At 69.0% G+C, this 14621-nt stretch carries 16 protein-coding genes and 2 pseudogenes; 11 read left to right on the top strand and 7 right to left on the bottom strand.

Features of this window, described 5'->3' with window-relative positions:
* Positions 1-88 precede the first annotated feature (88 nt).
* The 7 genes and pseudogenes from Y694_RS14450 to Y694_RS14420 all read left to right on the top strand — a co-directional run bounded on the left by Y694_RS14450 (position 89) and on the right by Y694_RS14420 (position 8379).
* A pseudogene (locus Y694_RS14450) lies at positions 89-3237 on the top strand (efflux RND transporter permease subunit).
* 1 nt (position 3238) lies between these two features.
* Positions 3239-4702: pseudogene (adeC, locus tag Y694_RS14445) on the top strand (AdeC/AdeK/OprM family multidrug efflux complex outer membrane factor).
* 23 nt (positions 4703-4725) lie between these two features.
* Positions 4726-5241 (top strand): TetR/AcrR family transcriptional regulator, encoded by a 516-nt coding sequence (locus Y694_RS14440; protein ID WP_051495797.1) that lies wholly within the window; start codon positions 4726-4728, stop codon positions 5239-5241.
* A 202-nt stretch (positions 5242-5443) separates the two neighbouring features.
* Positions 5444-6073, top strand: a complete 630-nt coding sequence (locus tag Y694_RS24325) for a hypothetical protein (RefSeq protein WP_152543524.1) — start codon at positions 5444-5446, stop codon at positions 6071-6073.
* 169 nt (positions 6074-6242) lie between these two features.
* Positions 6243-6542, top strand: a complete 300-nt coding sequence (locus Y694_RS14430; protein ID WP_036233622.1) for a hypothetical protein — start codon at positions 6243-6245, stop codon at positions 6540-6542.
* Positions 6539-7084 carry a hypothetical protein gene (locus Y694_RS14425; protein WP_036233619.1) on the top strand — a complete coding sequence of 182 codons (546 nt, stop codon included), beginning with the start codon at positions 6539-6541 and terminating at the stop codon, positions 7082-7084. The genes Y694_RS14430 and Y694_RS14425 overlap by 4 nt, the downstream gene beginning before the upstream one ends.
* Before the next feature lie 59 nt (positions 7085-7143).
* Complete coding sequence (locus Y694_RS14420; protein WP_152543525.1) at positions 7144-8379, top strand: hypothetical protein; 1236 nt, start codon at positions 7144-7146, stop codon at positions 8377-8379.
* Between the two features lie 75 nt (positions 8380-8454).
* Here Y694_RS14420 and Y694_RS14415 read toward each other — a convergent pair whose 3' ends face one another.
* Positions 8455-8667, bottom strand: a complete 213-nt coding sequence (locus Y694_RS14415; RefSeq protein WP_036233614.1) for a zf-HC2 domain-containing protein — start codon at positions 8665-8667, stop codon at positions 8455-8457.
* Complete coding sequence (locus tag Y694_RS14410; RefSeq protein ID WP_011830543.1) at positions 8664-9260, bottom strand: sigma-70 family RNA polymerase sigma factor; 597 nt, start codon at positions 9258-9260, stop codon at positions 8664-8666. The genes Y694_RS14415 and Y694_RS14410 overlap by 4 nt, the downstream gene beginning before the upstream one ends.
* Positions 9261-9374: 114 nt before the next feature.
* Between Y694_RS14410 and Y694_RS14405 the strand changes: the two genes are divergently transcribed.
* From Y694_RS14405 to Y694_RS14390, 4 genes are read left to right on the top strand one after another with little or no spacing between them, the layout of a single operon-like run.
* On the top strand, positions 9375-9653 hold the full coding sequence (locus Y694_RS14405) for a DUF2282 domain-containing protein (protein WP_011830542.1): 279 nt from the start codon (positions 9375-9377) through the stop codon (positions 9651-9653).
* A 51-nt stretch (positions 9654-9704) separates the two neighbouring features.
* Positions 9705-10601 carry a DUF692 domain-containing protein gene (locus Y694_RS14400; protein ID WP_036233602.1) on the top strand — a complete coding sequence of 299 codons (897 nt, stop codon included), beginning with the start codon at positions 9705-9707 and terminating at the stop codon, positions 10599-10601.
* Positions 10598-11425 (top strand): putative DNA-binding domain-containing protein, encoded by an 828-nt coding sequence (locus tag Y694_RS22645; protein WP_051495796.1) that lies wholly within the window; start codon positions 10598-10600, stop codon positions 11423-11425. The genes Y694_RS14400 and Y694_RS22645 overlap by 4 nt, the downstream gene beginning before the upstream one ends.
* Entirely contained in the window at positions 11406-11873 is a 468-nt protein-coding gene (locus Y694_RS14390) for a DoxX family protein (protein WP_036233599.1), read from the top strand. The genes Y694_RS22645 and Y694_RS14390 overlap by 20 nt, the downstream gene beginning before the upstream one ends.
* On the opposite strand, the gene tolA is transcribed toward Y694_RS14390, so the two are convergent.
* The 5 genes from tolA to Y694_RS14365 form a co-directional block, all read right to left on the bottom strand.
* The gene (tolA, locus tag Y694_RS14385) at positions 11870-12655 is read right to left on the bottom strand and encodes a cell envelope integrity protein TolA (RefSeq protein WP_051495795.1); all 786 of its coding nucleotides are present in this window, start codon (positions 12653-12655) and stop codon (positions 11870-11872) included. The genes Y694_RS14390 and tolA overlap by 4 nt on opposite strands.
* A 71-nt stretch (positions 12656-12726) precedes the next feature.
* Positions 12727-13155, bottom strand: coding sequence for a protein TolR (gene tolR, locus Y694_RS14380; protein ID WP_011830537.1), 429 nt, complete (start codon positions 13153-13155; stop codon positions 12727-12729).
* 3 nt (positions 13156-13158) lie between these two features.
* On the bottom strand, positions 13159-13842 hold the full coding sequence (gene tolQ, locus Y694_RS14375) for a protein TolQ (RefSeq protein ID WP_011830536.1): 684 nt from the start codon (positions 13840-13842) through the stop codon (positions 13159-13161).
* A complete protein-coding gene (gene ybgC / locus Y694_RS14370; RefSeq protein ID WP_036233596.1) occupies positions 13839-14264 on the bottom strand; it encodes a tol-pal system-associated acyl-CoA thioesterase in 426 nt (141 codons plus the stop codon). The genes tolQ and ybgC overlap by 4 nt, the downstream gene beginning before the upstream one ends.
* Before the next feature lie 14 nt (positions 14265-14278).
* Positions 14279-14621, bottom strand: a 343-nt coding sequence (locus Y694_RS14365) for a TssQ family T6SS-associated lipoprotein (RefSeq protein ID WP_036233626.1), incomplete at its 5' end; no start/stop codon positions are given.

Genomic DNA, 14621 nt, shown 5'->3' with positions numbered 1-14621 from the left:
CTTCGGCGCCCGGCGCCGCGGCGTCCGCTGCGACGCCGGCCCCTGCGGCGGCCAGCGGCACCTGAGCGCGGCGACAGGGGACCACACCATGGCTCGCTTTTTCATCGAACGGCCGATCTTCGCGTGGGTGATCGCGCTGGTCATCATGCTGGCCGGCGGACTCTCGATCCTGAGCCTGCCGATCAACCAGTACCCGAGCATCGCGCCGCCGCAGATCACCGTCACGGCGACCTACCCGGGCGCCTCGGCCAAGACGCTGGAGGACACCGTCACGCAGGTGATCGAGCAGCGCATGACCGGCCTCGACGGCCTGCGCTACATCGCGTCGAACAGCGACGCCGCCGGCACCGCGCAGATCACGCTGACCTTCCAGGCCGGCACCAACCCCGACATCGCCCAGGTGCAGGTGCAGAACAAGCTGCAGCTCGCCACCGCGCAGCTGCCGCAGGAAGTGCAGCAGCAGGGCCTGACGGTCACGAAGTCGGTGCGCAACTTCATCATGGTGGTCGGCTTCGTCTCCGACGACCCGAGCATGACCCGCACCGACCTGGCCGACTTCGTGGCGGCCAACGTGCAGGACACGGTGAGCCGCGTGACCGGCGTCGGCGAGGTCACGCTGTTCGGCGCGCAGTACGCGATGCGGATCTGGCTCGACCCGGCCAAGCTGCTGAACTACAAGCTCACGCCGGCCGACGTGGCGACGGCGGTGCGGGCCCAGAACGCCCAGGTTTCGGCCGGCCAGCTGGGCGGCCTGCCCGCGGCCCCGGGCCAGCAGATCAACGCGACCATCACCGCGCAGAGCCGGCTGCAGACCGCAGAGCAGTTCGAGCAGATCATCCTGCGCACCGCCGCCGGCGGGGCAACCGTGCGCCTGCGGGACGTGGCGCGCGTCGAGCTCGGTGGCGAGAACTACACCAGCCTGTCCTTCTACAACGGCAAGCCCGCCGCCGGCCTGGCGATCCGTCTCGCGGCCGGCGCCAACGCGCTGGCCACCGCCGACGCGGTGAAGGCCAGGATCGATGCGCTCAAGCCCTACTTTCCGGCCGGCTTCGACGCCATCGTCGCCTACGACACCACGCCGTTCATCAAGCTGTCGATCGAGGAAGTGGTGAAGACGCTGGCCGAGGCCATCGTGCTGGTGTTCCTGGTGATGTACCTGTTCCTGCAGAACTTCCGCGCCACGCTGATCCCGACGATCGCGGTGCCGGTGGTGCTGCTCGGCACCTTCGGCGTGATGGCGGTGGCCGGCTTCTCGATCAACGTGCTGACGATGTTCGGCCTGGTGCTCGCGATCGGCCTGCTGGTCGACGACGCGATCGTCGTGGTCGAGAACGTCGAGCGGGTCATGAGCGAGGAGGGCCTGTCGCCGAAGGAGGCGACCAAGAAATCGATGGGCCAGATCACCGGTGCGCTGGTCGGCATCGCGATGGTGCTGTCGGCAGTGTTCCTGCCGATGGCCTTCTTCGGCGGTTCGACCGGTGTGATCTACCGGCAGTTCTCGATCACCATCGTCGCATCGATGGTGCTCTCCGTGCTGGTGGCGCTGGTGCTCACGCCGGCGCTGTGCGCGACGCTGCTCAAGCCGATCCCGCAGGCGACCACGGCAAGACGACCGGCTTCTTCGGCGCCTTCAACCGCATGTTCGACCGCAGCAGCAAGGGCTACCAGGGCATCGTCGGTCGCATGCTCAGCCGCAGCCTGCGCTACCTGCTGATCTACGGGGTGCTGCTGCTGGCGGTGGCGTGGCTGTTCACGCGCCTGCCCACCGCCTTCCTGCCCGATGAGGACCAGGGCATCCTGTTCACCCAGATCCAGCTGCCGGCCGGCGCCACGCAGGAGCGCACGCTGAAGGTGCTGCGCCAGGTCGAGCACCACTTCCTCGAGACCGAGAAGGACTCGGTGCAGGGTCTGTTCACCGTGGCTGGCTTCAGCTTCGGTGGTAATGGTCAGAACGTCGGACTCGGCTTCATCCGCATGAAGGACTGGAGCGAGCGGCCCGGCGCCGACCACACCGTGAAGGCGGTGGCGGCGCGGGCGATGAAGGCCTTCTCGCAGTTCCGCGACGCGATGGGCTTCGCCTTCGCGCCGCCGGCGGTGCTGGAGCTGGGCACCGCCAACGGCTTCGACATGTACCTGCAGGACCGCGGCGCGCTCGGCCACGACGCGTTGATGGCGGCCCGCAACCAGCTGCTGGGGCTGGCCGCCAAGAGCCCGGTGCTGGTGGCTGTCCGCCCGAACGGCCAGGACGACACGCCGCAGTTCAGCGTGCAGATCGACTCGGCCAAGGCGGGAGCGCTGGGCCTGGCGATGTCGGACGTGAACGCCACACTGTCGGCCGCCTGGGGCAGCTCCTACATCAACGACTTCATCGACAAGGGCCGCGTCAAGCGCGTCTACCTGCAGGCCGATGCGCCGCACCGCATGCTGCCCGAGGACCTCGACAAGTGGTACGTGCGCAATGCGCAGGGCGACATGGTGCCGTTCTCGGCCTTCGCCTCGGCCAAGTGGAGCTACGGTTCGCCGCGGCTCGAGCGCTTCAACGGCTTGCCGGCGCTGAACATCCAGGGCCAACCCGCGCCGGGCCGGAGCACCGGCGAGGCGATGGAGGAGATGGAGCGGCTGGTGGCGCAGCTGCCGGCCGGCATCGGCCTCGACTGGACCGGCCTGTCCTACGAGGAGCGGCTGTCGGGTTCGCAGGCGCCGCTGCTCTACGCGCTCTCGCTGCTGGTGGTGTTCCTGTGTCTCGCGGCGCTGTACGAGAGCTGGTCGATCCCGTTCTCGGTGATGCTGGTCGTGCCGCTTGGCGTGCTCGGTGCGCTGATCGCGGCGAGTTCGCGCGGGCTGTCGAACGACGTTTACTTCCAGGTCGGCCTGCTCACCACCATCGGCCTGTCGGCGAAGAACGCGATCCTGATCGTGGAGTTCGCGAAAGAGCAGATGGAGCACGGCAAGGGCCTGATCGAGGCGACGCTCGAGGCGGTGCGCCTGCGCCTGCGACCGATCCTGATGACCTCGCTGGCCTTCGCCTTCGGCGTGCTGCCGCTGGCGCTCGCCACCGGCGCCGGTTCGGGCAGCCAGAACGCGATCGGCACCGGCGTGCTGGGCGGCATGATCGCGGCCACCTTCCTGGGCATCTTCTTCGTGCCGCTGTTCTTCGTGGTGGTACGGCGCCTGTTCAGGCAACGCAAGGTCGACCCGGCGCCGCAGGGTGCGCCGGCCGTCGCGGAGGGACAGTGACATGAGGACCGCCACGATGAACCACTGCCGCGGCCGCCTGACGCTGCTGGCCACCGCGGCCCTGGCGGGTTGCATGAACCTGGCGCCGACCTACGAGCGCCCCCGCGGCACCCGTGGCCCCCGCGTGGCCGCAAGGCGAGGCCTACGGTGAGCCCGGCACCGGCGGTGGCGTGGCCGCCTCCGAGCTGGCCTGGCGCGAGGTGTTCGTCGACGCGCCGCTGCAGCGCACGATCGAGCTGGCGCTGAGCAACAACCGCAACCTGCGTGTCGCGGCGCTGAACATCGAGCAGGCGCGCGCGCAGTACCAGATCCAGCGCGCCGACCTGTTTCCCACCGTCGCGGCCAGCGGCGAGGCGGTGCACCAGCGCACGCCGGCCGACCTGAGCCAGGCCGGCCGCGCCGTCACGAGCCACACCTACAGCGCCGGCATCGGCTTCTCGACCTACGAGCTCGACCTGTTCGGGCGCGTCCGCAATCTCAACGAGCAGGCGCTGCAGCAGTTCTTCGCCACCGAGGAGGCGCGCCGCAGCACCCAGATCAGCCTGGTGGCCGAGGTGGCCAACGTCTACCTCACGGCGACCGCCGACGGCGAATTGCTGCGTCTGGCGCGCGACACGCTGGAGAGCCAGGAGTCCTCGTACAGGCTGGCGCAGCGCAGCCACGAGCTGGGCGTTGCATCGGCGCTCGACCTGCGGCAGGCCCAGACCAGCGTGGAGGTGGCGCGCGCGACGTGGCACGCTACACCCGCGCGCTGGCGCAGGACCTCAATGCGCTGGCGCTGCTGGTCGGTGGGCCATTGCCGGCCGAGCTGCGGCCGGGCAGCGTGCAGCCCGAGGACCTGCGCTGGATCGACCGGCTGGCCGAGCTGCCGTCGGGCCTGCCGTCGGAGGTGCTTCAGCGCCGCCCCGACGTGCTGCAGGCCGAGCGCCAGCTGCAGGCGGCCAACGCGACCATCGGCGCCGCGCGCGCGGCCTTCTTCCCGCGCATTGCGCTCACGGCCTCGGCCGGCGTGGCGAGCAGCTCGCTGTCCGACCTGTTCCAGGGCAGCGCGCGCACCTGGAGCTTCGTGCCCCAGGTGAGCCTGCCGATCTTCGACGCCGGCCGCAACCGCGCCAACCTCGAGGTCTCGAAGACGCAACGCGACATCGCGCTGGCGCAGTACGAACTGGCCATCCAGTCGGCATTCCGCGAGGTGGCCGACGCGCTGGCCGCACGCGGCACCTTCGACGCGCAGCTCGCCGCCCAGCAGGCGCTGGTCGACGCGACCGGCGAGACCTTCCGCCTCTCGCAGGCGCGCTACCGCAGCGGCGTGGACAGCTACCTGGCTGTGCTCGACGCGCAACGCTCGCTGTATGCGGCGCAGCAGTCGCTGATCACGCTGCGGCTCTCGCGCAGCGCCAACCTCGTGACGCTGTACAAGGTGCTCGGCGGCGGCTGGCAGCGCGCCGATGCGGCCACGGGCTGAGACCAGCGGAGCGGAGAGCGGCGATGGCACGGTGCAGCCTGATCGACGGTGAGGAGGTGGCGCACGCGGAGGTGCGGCGCCGCCAGATCCTGGATGCCGCGGTCGAGGTGTTCCGCCGCCGCGGCTTCCATGCGGCGAGCATGGCCGAGATCGCGAAGACCTTCGGCATGAGCGCCGGCCACATCTACAACTACTTCGACAGCAAGGAAGCGATCATCGAGGCGATCGTCGCGCGCGACATCGACGAGTTCCTCACGCTGACCGCTCAGATGCAGGGCGAGGCCGACCTGCGGCACGAGATGGTCGAGCGCGTCGACGAGGGCACCGACCGCCGGCTCGACGCCGACCACGCGTCGCTGCAGATCGAGATCGTGGCCGAGGCCTCGCGCAACCCGAAGATCGCCGACATGGTTCGGCGGGCCGACGCCACGGTGCGCCGGCGGCTCATCGAGCTGGTGCGAGCCGCAGCGCGAGGACCGGTCGACGAGGCCGACCTGGTGGCGCGCGCCGAGCTGCTGCTGGCCTTGTTCGAGGGCTGATGCTTCGCACGCTGCGCCAGCCGGACATCGACCGCCAGGCGCTCAAGCGCGGCCTGCGCGATGCCGTGCGCCACATGATCGGCGCCTGAATCGATTCCGATTCCAGCGCCTGCGCCGGCGCGCTGCGTAGAGAACCGCCCGTTCGAGTGGCTCATGGCCGAACACCTTTGGCTATGATCGACGCACAAAACGGGAGGAGTCGATGCATCGAACCGGCGTGGTCGCGCTTGTTTTGGTTGGCCTGTTGGGCGGGCAGCTTGCGTGGGCGCAATCCTTTCCATCGCTCCCCAATCTCCCTAATCTCCCCAAGCTCCCGAATCTTCCAACGATCCCCGGCCTTTCGCCGGGACCCGGCGGCGAATCGTCTCCGTCGGGCACATCGGCAGCCATTGCCGCCTTCTGCGCGGCGGCCGGCGCCGGAGGCGTCTACCTCGGAAAGCAGTTGGCAGAACGCGATGCCAAGAAGCTGAAGCTGTCCCCTGCGCAGAAGAAGTCCCGCGAGCGCAGCTACATGCTGGGCGGAGGGCTGTTCGGTTGTGCGGTCGGAGGAGGTGTGGCGGCGAACGTCATCAACAAGATGTCGGCCGAATCGAAGAAGGCCCAGGAAGACGCCTGGAACAAGGCGCAACAGCAGACCGGGCCCGTGACCTGGCAGGGGCCGGATGCGAAGGGCACCACCGAGATCGTCGAGCGGGAGTCGCTGCCCGACGGTGGGGAATGTGGAACGCGCCGCGACGTGATCGAAGCGGAGGAAGGCCGAGCCGAGCCGATGGCAAGAGTCTGCCGCACGGCGGGTACGACCGACTGGAAGCCCGTGACCTCGGTCAGCTGAGGGGCCTGCCGTGTTGGCCATCCAAAGGTTCTGGCCGGCCGTCCGGTTCCTTGCCGTCTCTTCTCTGCTGTGGGCAATCACGAGCTCGGTCTCTGCGCAGGAGGCCCCCGAGGCTTGTGCCAGCCAGCCACCACAGCCTGAACGGAGAGCAGCTGGTGCGAGGCCGCCGATGGCGTACTGCTTCGGTGCGGTGGCGGGTGTTCCGGTGCTGTGGCTGTATGGCTCCATTGGCCCGAGAAGTTTCGACGTCGTGAGTCGCGGTCTCCAGCAGACGGCGCGCTACCGGGAGGTCTGGCTCAACTCGCCGGGAGGGCTGGTCAGCGAAGCCTTCAAGATCGGCCTTGCGTTCAAGCGCCTGGGGACCACGGCGGTCGTTGCGAAGCATCCTCGGGTCCGCTGCGTGAGTGCCTGCACGATCATGATCCTGGGGCCTACAACCGCACGGTCGAACCCGGAGCGGAGTTCATGATTCACGCCAAGTCGGCCTTCATGACTGTGGATGGAACGGACAAGGCCAACGCTCATGCCACATGGGCGGAACTGGCAGCGCATGTCGCCGAAGACGCGAGCCGATTGGTTGGCGTGGTGCAGGAAATCACCGACGAGGAGCGCGCCTCCTCGACGGCTTACGTCCAGTACGTCGCAACGGCCCTGGGCGGGCGACCCAACAGCGCGCTGCTCGCGCAGATCGCTGGTCAGCCGCTGGCGGGGCCCTACGAGCGGGGTGCGCCGGAACCGAGAAGCCTGGAACGTGACATCGCGATGCTCGATGTGCAAGGTGTGCAGGCGTTCCAGGAGCTGTTGACCCAGGCCGAACTTCGGGCGATGCGACTCATGCACGGGCGAATGCTCGAAAGGGAGTCCGAACTGGGCGTCGGCGCGAAAGTCGCCTTGAGGATCTTCCAGGCCAATCTGGCCTGCCGGATTCAGGATGTCTGCCTGCTGGCGAGCCATCAGCTCGAGAGCCTGGGTTACCACAACTTCACGCCGGACAGGCTGGTCAACAAGTGAGCGGAGGCATCATGGCGTGGTTTGGGGCCAGACGTGGTCGTGCCGGTGCAATCGCCGTGGTGGCGCTCGGACTGACGGCATGCGTCGCCTCGGTGCCCCGGGCTGGCGACGCACTTCCCGGCGTGGCATTGATGGCGAACGGAAAGGATGTGGCGCTGAGCTGGGCGCCTGACTCCCTGATCGTGCGCGGCTTGCGGCCGGGCGCCATCGTCGAAGCGGTGGGCGAGTACCAGACGGCCAACGGCCGTGTCACGGGAGATCCTGTCGCGTCGACCCGCATGACGGCCGGCGCCAGCCAGCTGCGGTTCACGCTGGCGGACAGCCTGCGGGGCGTGCCGACCGGACCCGTGTGCCTGCGGTTGCGCGTCGACGGTCGGACCGCGCTGCCGCTTCGTGCGGCCGGAGGCGCAGGTTCGAGCGATGGGTTCCAGTACGCCGCCTGGAGCCAGGCAGTGGTCGACAGTTCGCGGCGCAAGGCGCTCGAACAGGAACAGGCGGCCCTCGAGTCTGCGACGAGGGTCGACAAGGATGCACTGGCAAGCTTCGACGCTTGGCGCCGCCAGCGTGCACTGAGCACCGCAGGCGACTGCGAGAGCCTCAGCGCCGCTTCGGCGGCTGAGCGCCCGGCGAGTGCACTCGATGTTCCTCGACGCCTGCCTGCAGCGCAACGTGAGTGCACCTGGCGTTTGCAGCAAAGACTGGTCGAACTGAAGTTCGCGAACACGCCGCAGTTCATTCGCGCCGTCGAGGATGTCTATCGCAAGACCCTGACGGAGATTCAGGCGAAGGGTGCAAAGCCGAATTCCAGCGCGGTGATCTCACTGAGAGACACATTGCAGCGCATCGATACGCTCGAAACCATCGTTCTCGCCAACCTGCCGCAGGTTGCGCCTCCGTTCCGGCCGATTCTGTTGAGCGACTATCTTGCAACCACGTCGACCACCGATCAGCTTCTGGAGGACTACGTCCGCACCGGCAAAAACTTCCCGATCGAAGTCGTCCCGGGCATCCTGGACGCGTTCGAGTCCTGCCAGACTGACTCCGTCAGCCAGTTCAGGCTGTCGCATGAGACGTGGATGCGTGAGCAGGATCCTCGCCTGAAGAACAGTCGATTCGAGGCCGTCCGGGGCGAGTGTCGCGCCAGGTTCACCGATGCCCAACGCCGTGTCGATGCAGACGCGAAGCGCGGAGGACGCCGCGAGCAGATCGCAAAGGATCTGGCTGTCACGTCGACGCCGGCGAAGCCACTGCCTACCGGCATGTCCCTCATCGACAAGCCTTGCACAGCATCCTGAGTTGCGTGCCGCACGTGCAGGGCTTAGCTCTTTGATTCGTGTTCCGCGCGCCGGGCGTCGTGTCTCTCGATGGACTCAAGGTCCGAGATCATTGCGCTCGGAGTACGCGCGCCACGTCCCCATGGCACGGCTCATCAGCCGGAGCTGGCGGTCGAACACCGGGCAGACCTTGCAGATCGCGAGGTGCAGGCGCAGCGTCACCCGCTCGGCCGGCGAGAGGCGGCGATCGAGGCGGCCGGACAGCAGGCGCGCGGACTGACGGCATGAAATGAGGAAGGGCAGCTTCATCGGCGCTTCGGGGCGGGCGGGACGGAAGACAGAGCGAGGGCGGGCTCGCCGAACCAGTTGAGTTGCAGGCATTCCCGCAGCCTCAACCGGGCCCGGTGCAGCATGACCCAGAGGTTCGTCGGCGTGACCGACAGTTCCTTACAGATCTCGTCAGTTTCGAGTTCCATCCACTCGCGCATCAGGAACACGCGGCCGAGCTGGTTGGGCAGTTTCTCGATGCAGGCGTCGAGCACCTTGATGAACTGATCCTGGGCCACGATCGCCTGTGGGTCGCCCCATTCGATCGGGGCGTCGCGGAAGTGGCCCGTTTCGTCGAACAGCTGTTCTTCGAGCGTTGCGCCGTCGTCTTCGTCGCTCGTCATCGAGCACTCGCGCGCATGCCGACGCACCTGGTCGACCAGCTTGTGCTTCAGGATGCCGATCAGCCAGGTCTTCGGCGCGGCGCGGCCGGCAAAGGCCTCCGGCTTCTCGAGTGCGGCCAGTATCGTCTCCGACACCGCGTCCTCGGCCCAGGCCGGATTGCGCAACTGCAGTTGCGCATAGCGCAGCAACTGCGGGCGCAAGGTTTCGAGCAAGGCGGACACGTCGGTCATGAAGGGCCGTTTCGATGAGAGGAAGCAGGGGGCAGTGTAAGAATCTTCCGGTCTTCGCGACACATGCACGTCGCCTCCGTGGCGGCCCATTCAATCCCCCTCCAGGAGCACTGCATGAACCAGCATCTGATCGCATCGTCCGCCCTCGCTTCCCTCCTCGCGCTGGGCCTGGTCGGCCCGGCCGCCGCCCAGGACTCGGGCAAGGAGAAGTGCTACGGCATCGCCAAGGCCGGGCAGAACGATTGCGCCAACCTGTCGGGAACCCATTCGTGTGCGGGCCAGGCGACGGCGGGCGACGTCGGCGAATGGAAGTACGTCGCCAAGGGCACCTGCAAGGCCGCCGGTGGCCTGAGCGCCGCCGAAGCCAAGGCCAAGCTGGCCGAGAAGAAGTAACAGCAAAAAGACGCACGGCACCGGACGCAGCGATCCTCTCCGTCGCTCAGCATGGACGCGCGTTCGACCCCGGCCGGCGTCGGTATCGGTCTGCGCCAGCCGCACTACCGGGAGTGGGCCGAACGCCGCCCGGCGGTCGGCTTCGTCGAGGTCCATGCGGAGAATTTCTTCGCCGAGGGTGGGGCCGCGCTGGCGGTGTTGTCGGACGTGCGCGAGCACCATGCGGTGAGCCTGCACGGCGTCGGGCTCGCTCTCGGTTCCGCGGCCGGCGTCGATGCTTGGCATCTGGAACGGCTGGCCAGGCTGGTCGATCGCATCGGGCCGGTGCGTGTGTCGGACCATGCCTGCTTCGCGCGGGCATCGGTGCCGGGCGATGCGTCGACCGTGCTGCATGCGGCCGACCTGCTGCCGATCGCCTTCACTCCGGCCTCGCTCGACCTCCTGTGCACGAACGTGCAGCAGGTGCAGGAGCGCCTGCGCCGTCCGCTGCTGGTCGAGAACCTGTCGGCCTATCTCTCCTTCGACGACGCCGACCAGATGCCCGAGCCCGCGTTCCTCGCGGCGCTGGCCCGTCGCACCGGCTGCCAGCTGCTGCTCGATGTCAACAACTTGGTCGTCAACGCACTGAACGCGCAGCGTGCCGATCCGGCGGCCGGAGATCCGGTGGCCGCGGCCTGCGCCTTCGTCGACGCGCTGCCGGCCGACGTGGTCGGCGAGATCCACCTGGCCGGCTATTGCGATGCCGGCGCGCTGGTGATCGACGATCACGGCAGCCGCGTGCACGCACCGGTGTGGGCCGTCTACCGGCACGCCGTCTCGCGCCTGGGCGCACTGCCGACGTTGATCGAATGGGACACCGACGTGCCCGCGCTCGACGTGCTGCTGGATGAAGCCGCGCAGGCGGCACGTTGCCAGCACGAGGTCGCCGGCCTGCGGAGCGCGGCATGACGTGCTCCGCAGAACGGCGAACCGAGGCCGCACGCCAGAGCGCCTTGCTGGCGACCCTGCGCGGCGCCGCGCCGGTGCCGTCGGCACGCCTGGCGGAGCAGGGCGCGCGGCTGCAGCTCGGACTCGAGGCCTACCGGGCCCATGCCGCGGCCGCCGCCGAACGCGCGCTGGCCGTGGCCTATCCGACCTTGCTGGCCCTGGTGGGCGCAGAGGACTTCGGCCGGGTGGCCCGCGCACTGTGGTGCGACGCGCCGCCGCAGCGTGGCGATCTCGCGCAATGGGGGCAGGATCTGCCGACCTTCGTCGAGGCGCAGGCGGACCTCGCCGAATGGCCCTACCTCGGCGATTGCGCGCGACTCGACGCCGCGATCGTGCAGTGCGAAGGTGCGGCCGATGCCGTGCTCGATCGCGACACGCTTGCCTGGCTGGCCGAGCACCCGGCCAAGGCCTTGAGGCTGCGGCTGGCACCGGCGGTGCAACTGCTCGCGAGCCGCTGGCCGGTGGCGGCGCTGCACGCAGCCCATCGGCACGACGGTGATGCTGCCGTCGCCGCCGTCCGCGAGGCGCTCGCGACCGGCCAGGCCGAGTCCGTGGTGGTCGGGCGCACCGCTTGGCGGGCCGACGTGACGCCGGTCGATGCCCCGGTGTTCGCCTGGATGCAGGCTCTGCAGGCGCGCCGCACGCTGGCCGAGGCGCTGCAGCGGGCCGGCCGGGGATTCGACTTCAGCGCCTGGCTGATCCAGGCCCTGCAACGCGGCTGGCTGTGGAAGGCCGAGCTTGTTGACGAGACCGAGGAGAAACACCATGACCCAGACCTGGCTTGAAACCCCGTTGGCGCTGTGCCGCACCGGCACCCGCGTGCTGGAGGCGCTGCAGCCGGCGGCCCAACTGGCCGCACGCCTCTATGTCGGCGCGGTGTTCTTCCGCTCCGGGCTGACCAAGATCGCCGACTGGGACACCACGCTCGCGCTGTTCCAGGACGAGTACAAGGTGCCGCTGCTGCCGCCGCACCTGGCCGCGGTCATGGGCACCGGCGGTGAACTGGTGCTGCCGGTGCTGCTGGTGCTCGGGCTGTTCGGCCGCTTCGGAGCGCTCGGGCTGTCGGTGATGAACGTGGTGGCCGTTCTCAGCCTCGAGGAGATCGCGCCGGCGGCGCTGCAGCAGCATGTGTTCTGGGGCAGCCTGCTGGCGGCGCTGGCCCTGTGGGGCCCCGGCAAGTGGTCGCTCGATGCGTGGTGGTGGCCGCGCGTGGGCGGCTCGCCACGCCGCTAGAAATCGCGCGGACGGAAGTCCAGCAGCATGGCCGACGGCACGCGGCCGTCGGTGTCGCGCGGGAGCACCTCGGTCTTGTCGATGGCGCGCAGCACGGCCTCGTCCCAGGCCGGGACGCCGCTGGACTTGACGAGCCGGCGGCCGACGATCGTGCCGTCGGGGGCCACCTTCACCTCCACCGAGGCGAGCGGGTTGCCGTCGACCTCGTCGCCGAACACCACGTTGGGCTTGATGCGTGCCTTGATGCGACCGGCATAGCTGGCCGATGGCCCCGCGCTCTGCGCCGCCGTGCCGGTGCTGCCCGGCGCGCCGGTACCGGCGGCCTCGGCCATCACGCGGTCGAGCTGCTGCCTGCGGATGGCTTCCTGCTTGGCCTGGCGCTCGGCCTCGGCCTTCTTTTTCTTCTCCGCCTCGCGCTTGTCGGCTTCGGCCTGGGCCTTCTCTTCCTGCTCGCGCTGTTCCTTCTTCTTGCGCAGCGCGTCTTCCTTGCGCTGTTCCTCGAGCCGCTGCTTCTCGAGCTTCTCCTTCTGCTCGCGCTTCTCGCGTGCGATGTCGGCGTCGCGGTTCGGCGGCGGTGGGGGTGGTTCGGCCTTGGCCTGCGGCTCGGGCTTCGGCGGCGGGGTCGGCGTGGGCGTCGGTTCGGGCGGCACGGCGCGGGGCGCAGCAATCTGCGGTACAGCCGCCCACAGCTCGGCCTCCACGCCGGCCGGTTCGGACCTGCGCCAGTTGACGCTCAGGCTCAGCGCCAGCACCAGCAGCCCGTGCGCGATCAGCGCCAGCACGGCCGCCCCGTGGCAGCCCCCCGGGCTTGCGCGGGCGCAGGTCGTCGAGCGTCGTCGCGTTCATCGCGGCGTCAGGCCCCGGTGGCCTTGACCGCCAGGCCCACGCGCTGAACGCCGGACTTCTGCAGCGTGTCCATCACCTTCACGACCTGCTCGTACTTGACGTTGCGGTCGGCGGCGATGATCACCGGCGTGTTGGCGCTGCCGTTCTGCAGCGCCGTCACGCGGCCGGCCAGTTCGCGCAGCGAGGTGCGTGCCGCGTCCTTGCCGTCGACGCGCAGCTTCAGGCTCTCGTCGGTGCCGACCACGACCTCGATCACCTTGTCGGGCTGGCGCTTGGCCTGGCCGACCGAGGGCAGGTCGACCACGCCGGTGGTGATGAGCGGCGCGCTCACCATGAAGATGATCAGCAGCACCAGCATCACGTCGATGAAGGGCACCATGTTGATCTCGTTGATGGTGCGGCGGCGCGAGCCGTGGCGTGCAGTGACTTGTGCCATGGGTCAGTGCCCTTGGCCGATGTTGCGCTGGAGGATGTTGGAGAACTCCTCGATGAAGGTCTCCATCTGGATCGCGATGCGGTCGATGTCGCGCGCGAAGCGGTTGTAGGCCAGCACCGCCGGGATGGCGGCGAACAGTCCGATCGCGGTGGCCACCAGCGCCTCGGCGATGCCCGGGGCCACCGTGGCCAGCGTCACCTGCTGCAGGTTCGCCAGGCCGGTGAAGGCGTGCATGATCCCCCACACGGTGCCGAACAGGCCGACGTAGGGCGACACCGAGCCCACCGAGGCGAGGAAGCTCAGGTGCGATTCCACGGTGTCGAGTTCGCGCTGGAAGCTCGCGCGCATCGCGCGGCGAGAGCCGTCGAGGAGCGCGCCCGGATCGGCCACGCGGCGCTCGCGCAGCTTCATGAACTCGCGCATGCCGGAGGCGAAGATGCGCGTCATCGGGCCGGATCGGTCGGCCTTCTTGGCGGCGTCGGCGTACAGGTCCTGCAGGTTCTGGCCCGACCAGAAGTCACGCTCGAAGCCCTCGTTGAGCGCGCGCACGCGCTTGAGCCCGAACAGCTTGCCGAAGATCACGGTCCAGCTCGCGAGCGACATCGCCAGCAGCGCGACGATGACCAACTGCACGACGAGGCTCGCGTGCAGCACCAGCTGGAAGATCGAGAGGTCTTGTGAATTCATGCCAGGGCTTCGAGGAGAGAGATCGGAATGCGACGCGGGCGGAAGGTTCCGCTGTCCACGCAGCCGATGCGGATCGTGCCTTCGGCCAGCAGCGTCTCGCCGTCGGGATCGCTGCGCCAGCATTGTTGCGCGAGCTGCAGGCTGGCCTGCCGGGCTTCGCGGATCGTCACGCTCACCTGCAGCAGGTCGTCGAGCCGGGCCGGGCGCAGGTAGCGCACCGCGGTCTCGCTGACGATGAACATCACGCTCTCGCGGGTGCGCAGTATCTCCTGCTCGAAGCCGAAGCCGCGCAGCCACTCCGTGCGGGCGCGTTCGAAGAACTTCAGGTAGTTGGCGTAGAACACCACGCCGCCGGCGTCGGTGTCTTCCCAGTACACGCGCAGCGGGAAGCGGAACGCGGGGGGCAGTGAGGAGATCGGCAAGATCGGTCAGGCACTCAGGGTGCAGCCAGCGTGCGACGGTAGACCGGTCCCCAGAGCGGGTGGCCGGCCTCGGCCTTGCTGAGGGTGAAGGCCGGGTCGGCGCTGCGTGCGGCGCGGAACGCGTTCTCGCAGGCCTTGGCGCGCTGGCTGGTGCAATAGATGAAGGCCAGGGTCTTGTGGGCGGCGGCGCGGTCCTTGGGGGCTGCGAGACCGGCCTTCAGCGCGCCGCCGAGGCGCTGCTCGGCGAGCTTGTACTGGCCATCGTCGTAGGCGCGGAGGCCTGCGAGCAGCGCTTGCTCGGCCGGCCGTGCGCTGAGTTCGACCACGCTCACCGGCGGCGGGGGCGCGGGCGGAGGG

Origin of the sequence: Methylibium sp. T29-B, assembly GCF_000576225.1 — a bacterium.
GTDB classification, from domain to species: Bacteria; Pseudomonadota; Gammaproteobacteria; order Burkholderiales; family Burkholderiaceae_C; genus Methylibium; species Methylibium petroleiphilum.
Note: the sequence above shows the minus strand (reverse complement) of the source record. Positions and strands in the feature narration are given on the sequence as shown.

Excerpts from the sequence above, each read along its gene's own strand:
- Y694_RS14440 (WP_051495797.1), top strand. The coding sequence starts at position 4,726 with ATGGCACGGTGCAGCCTGATCGACGGTGAGGAGGTGGCGCACGCGGAG.
- Y694_RS24325 (WP_152543524.1), top strand. The coding sequence starts at position 5,444 with ATGCATCGAACCGGCGTGGTCGCGCTTGTTTTGGTTGGCCTGTTGGGC.
- Y694_RS14430 (WP_036233622.1), top strand. The coding sequence starts at position 6,243 with ATGGCGTACTGCTTCGGTGCGGTGGCGGGTGTTCCGGTGCTGTGGCTG.
- Y694_RS14425 (WP_036233619.1), top strand. The coding sequence starts at position 6,539 with ATGATTCACGCCAAGTCGGCCTTCATGACTGTGGATGGAACGGACAAG.
- Y694_RS14415 (WP_036233614.1), bottom strand. The coding sequence starts at position 8,667 with ATGAAGCTGCCCTTCCTCATTTCATGCCGTCAGTCCGCGCGCCTGCTG.
- Y694_RS14410 (WP_011830543.1), bottom strand. The coding sequence starts at position 9,260 with ATGACCGACGTGTCCGCCTTGCTCGAAACCTTGCGCCCGCAGTTGCTG.
- Y694_RS14405 (WP_011830542.1), top strand. The coding sequence starts at position 9,375 with ATGAACCAGCATCTGATCGCATCGTCCGCCCTCGCTTCCCTCCTCGCG.
- Y694_RS14400 (WP_036233602.1), top strand. The coding sequence starts at position 9,705 with ATGGACGCGCGTTCGACCCCGGCCGGCGTCGGTATCGGTCTGCGCCAG.
- Y694_RS22645 (WP_051495796.1), top strand. The coding sequence starts at position 10,598 with ATGACGTGCTCCGCAGAACGGCGAACCGAGGCCGCACGCCAGAGCGCC.
- Y694_RS14390 (WP_036233599.1), top strand. The coding sequence starts at position 11,406 with ATGACCCAGACCTGGCTTGAAACCCCGTTGGCGCTGTGCCGCACCGGC.
- tolR (WP_011830537.1), bottom strand. The coding sequence starts at position 13,155 with ATGGCACAAGTCACTGCACGCCACGGCTCGCGCCGCCGCACCATCAAC.
- tolQ (WP_011830536.1), bottom strand. The coding sequence starts at position 13,842 with ATGAATTCACAAGACCTCTCGATCTTCCAGCTGGTGCTGCACGCGAGC.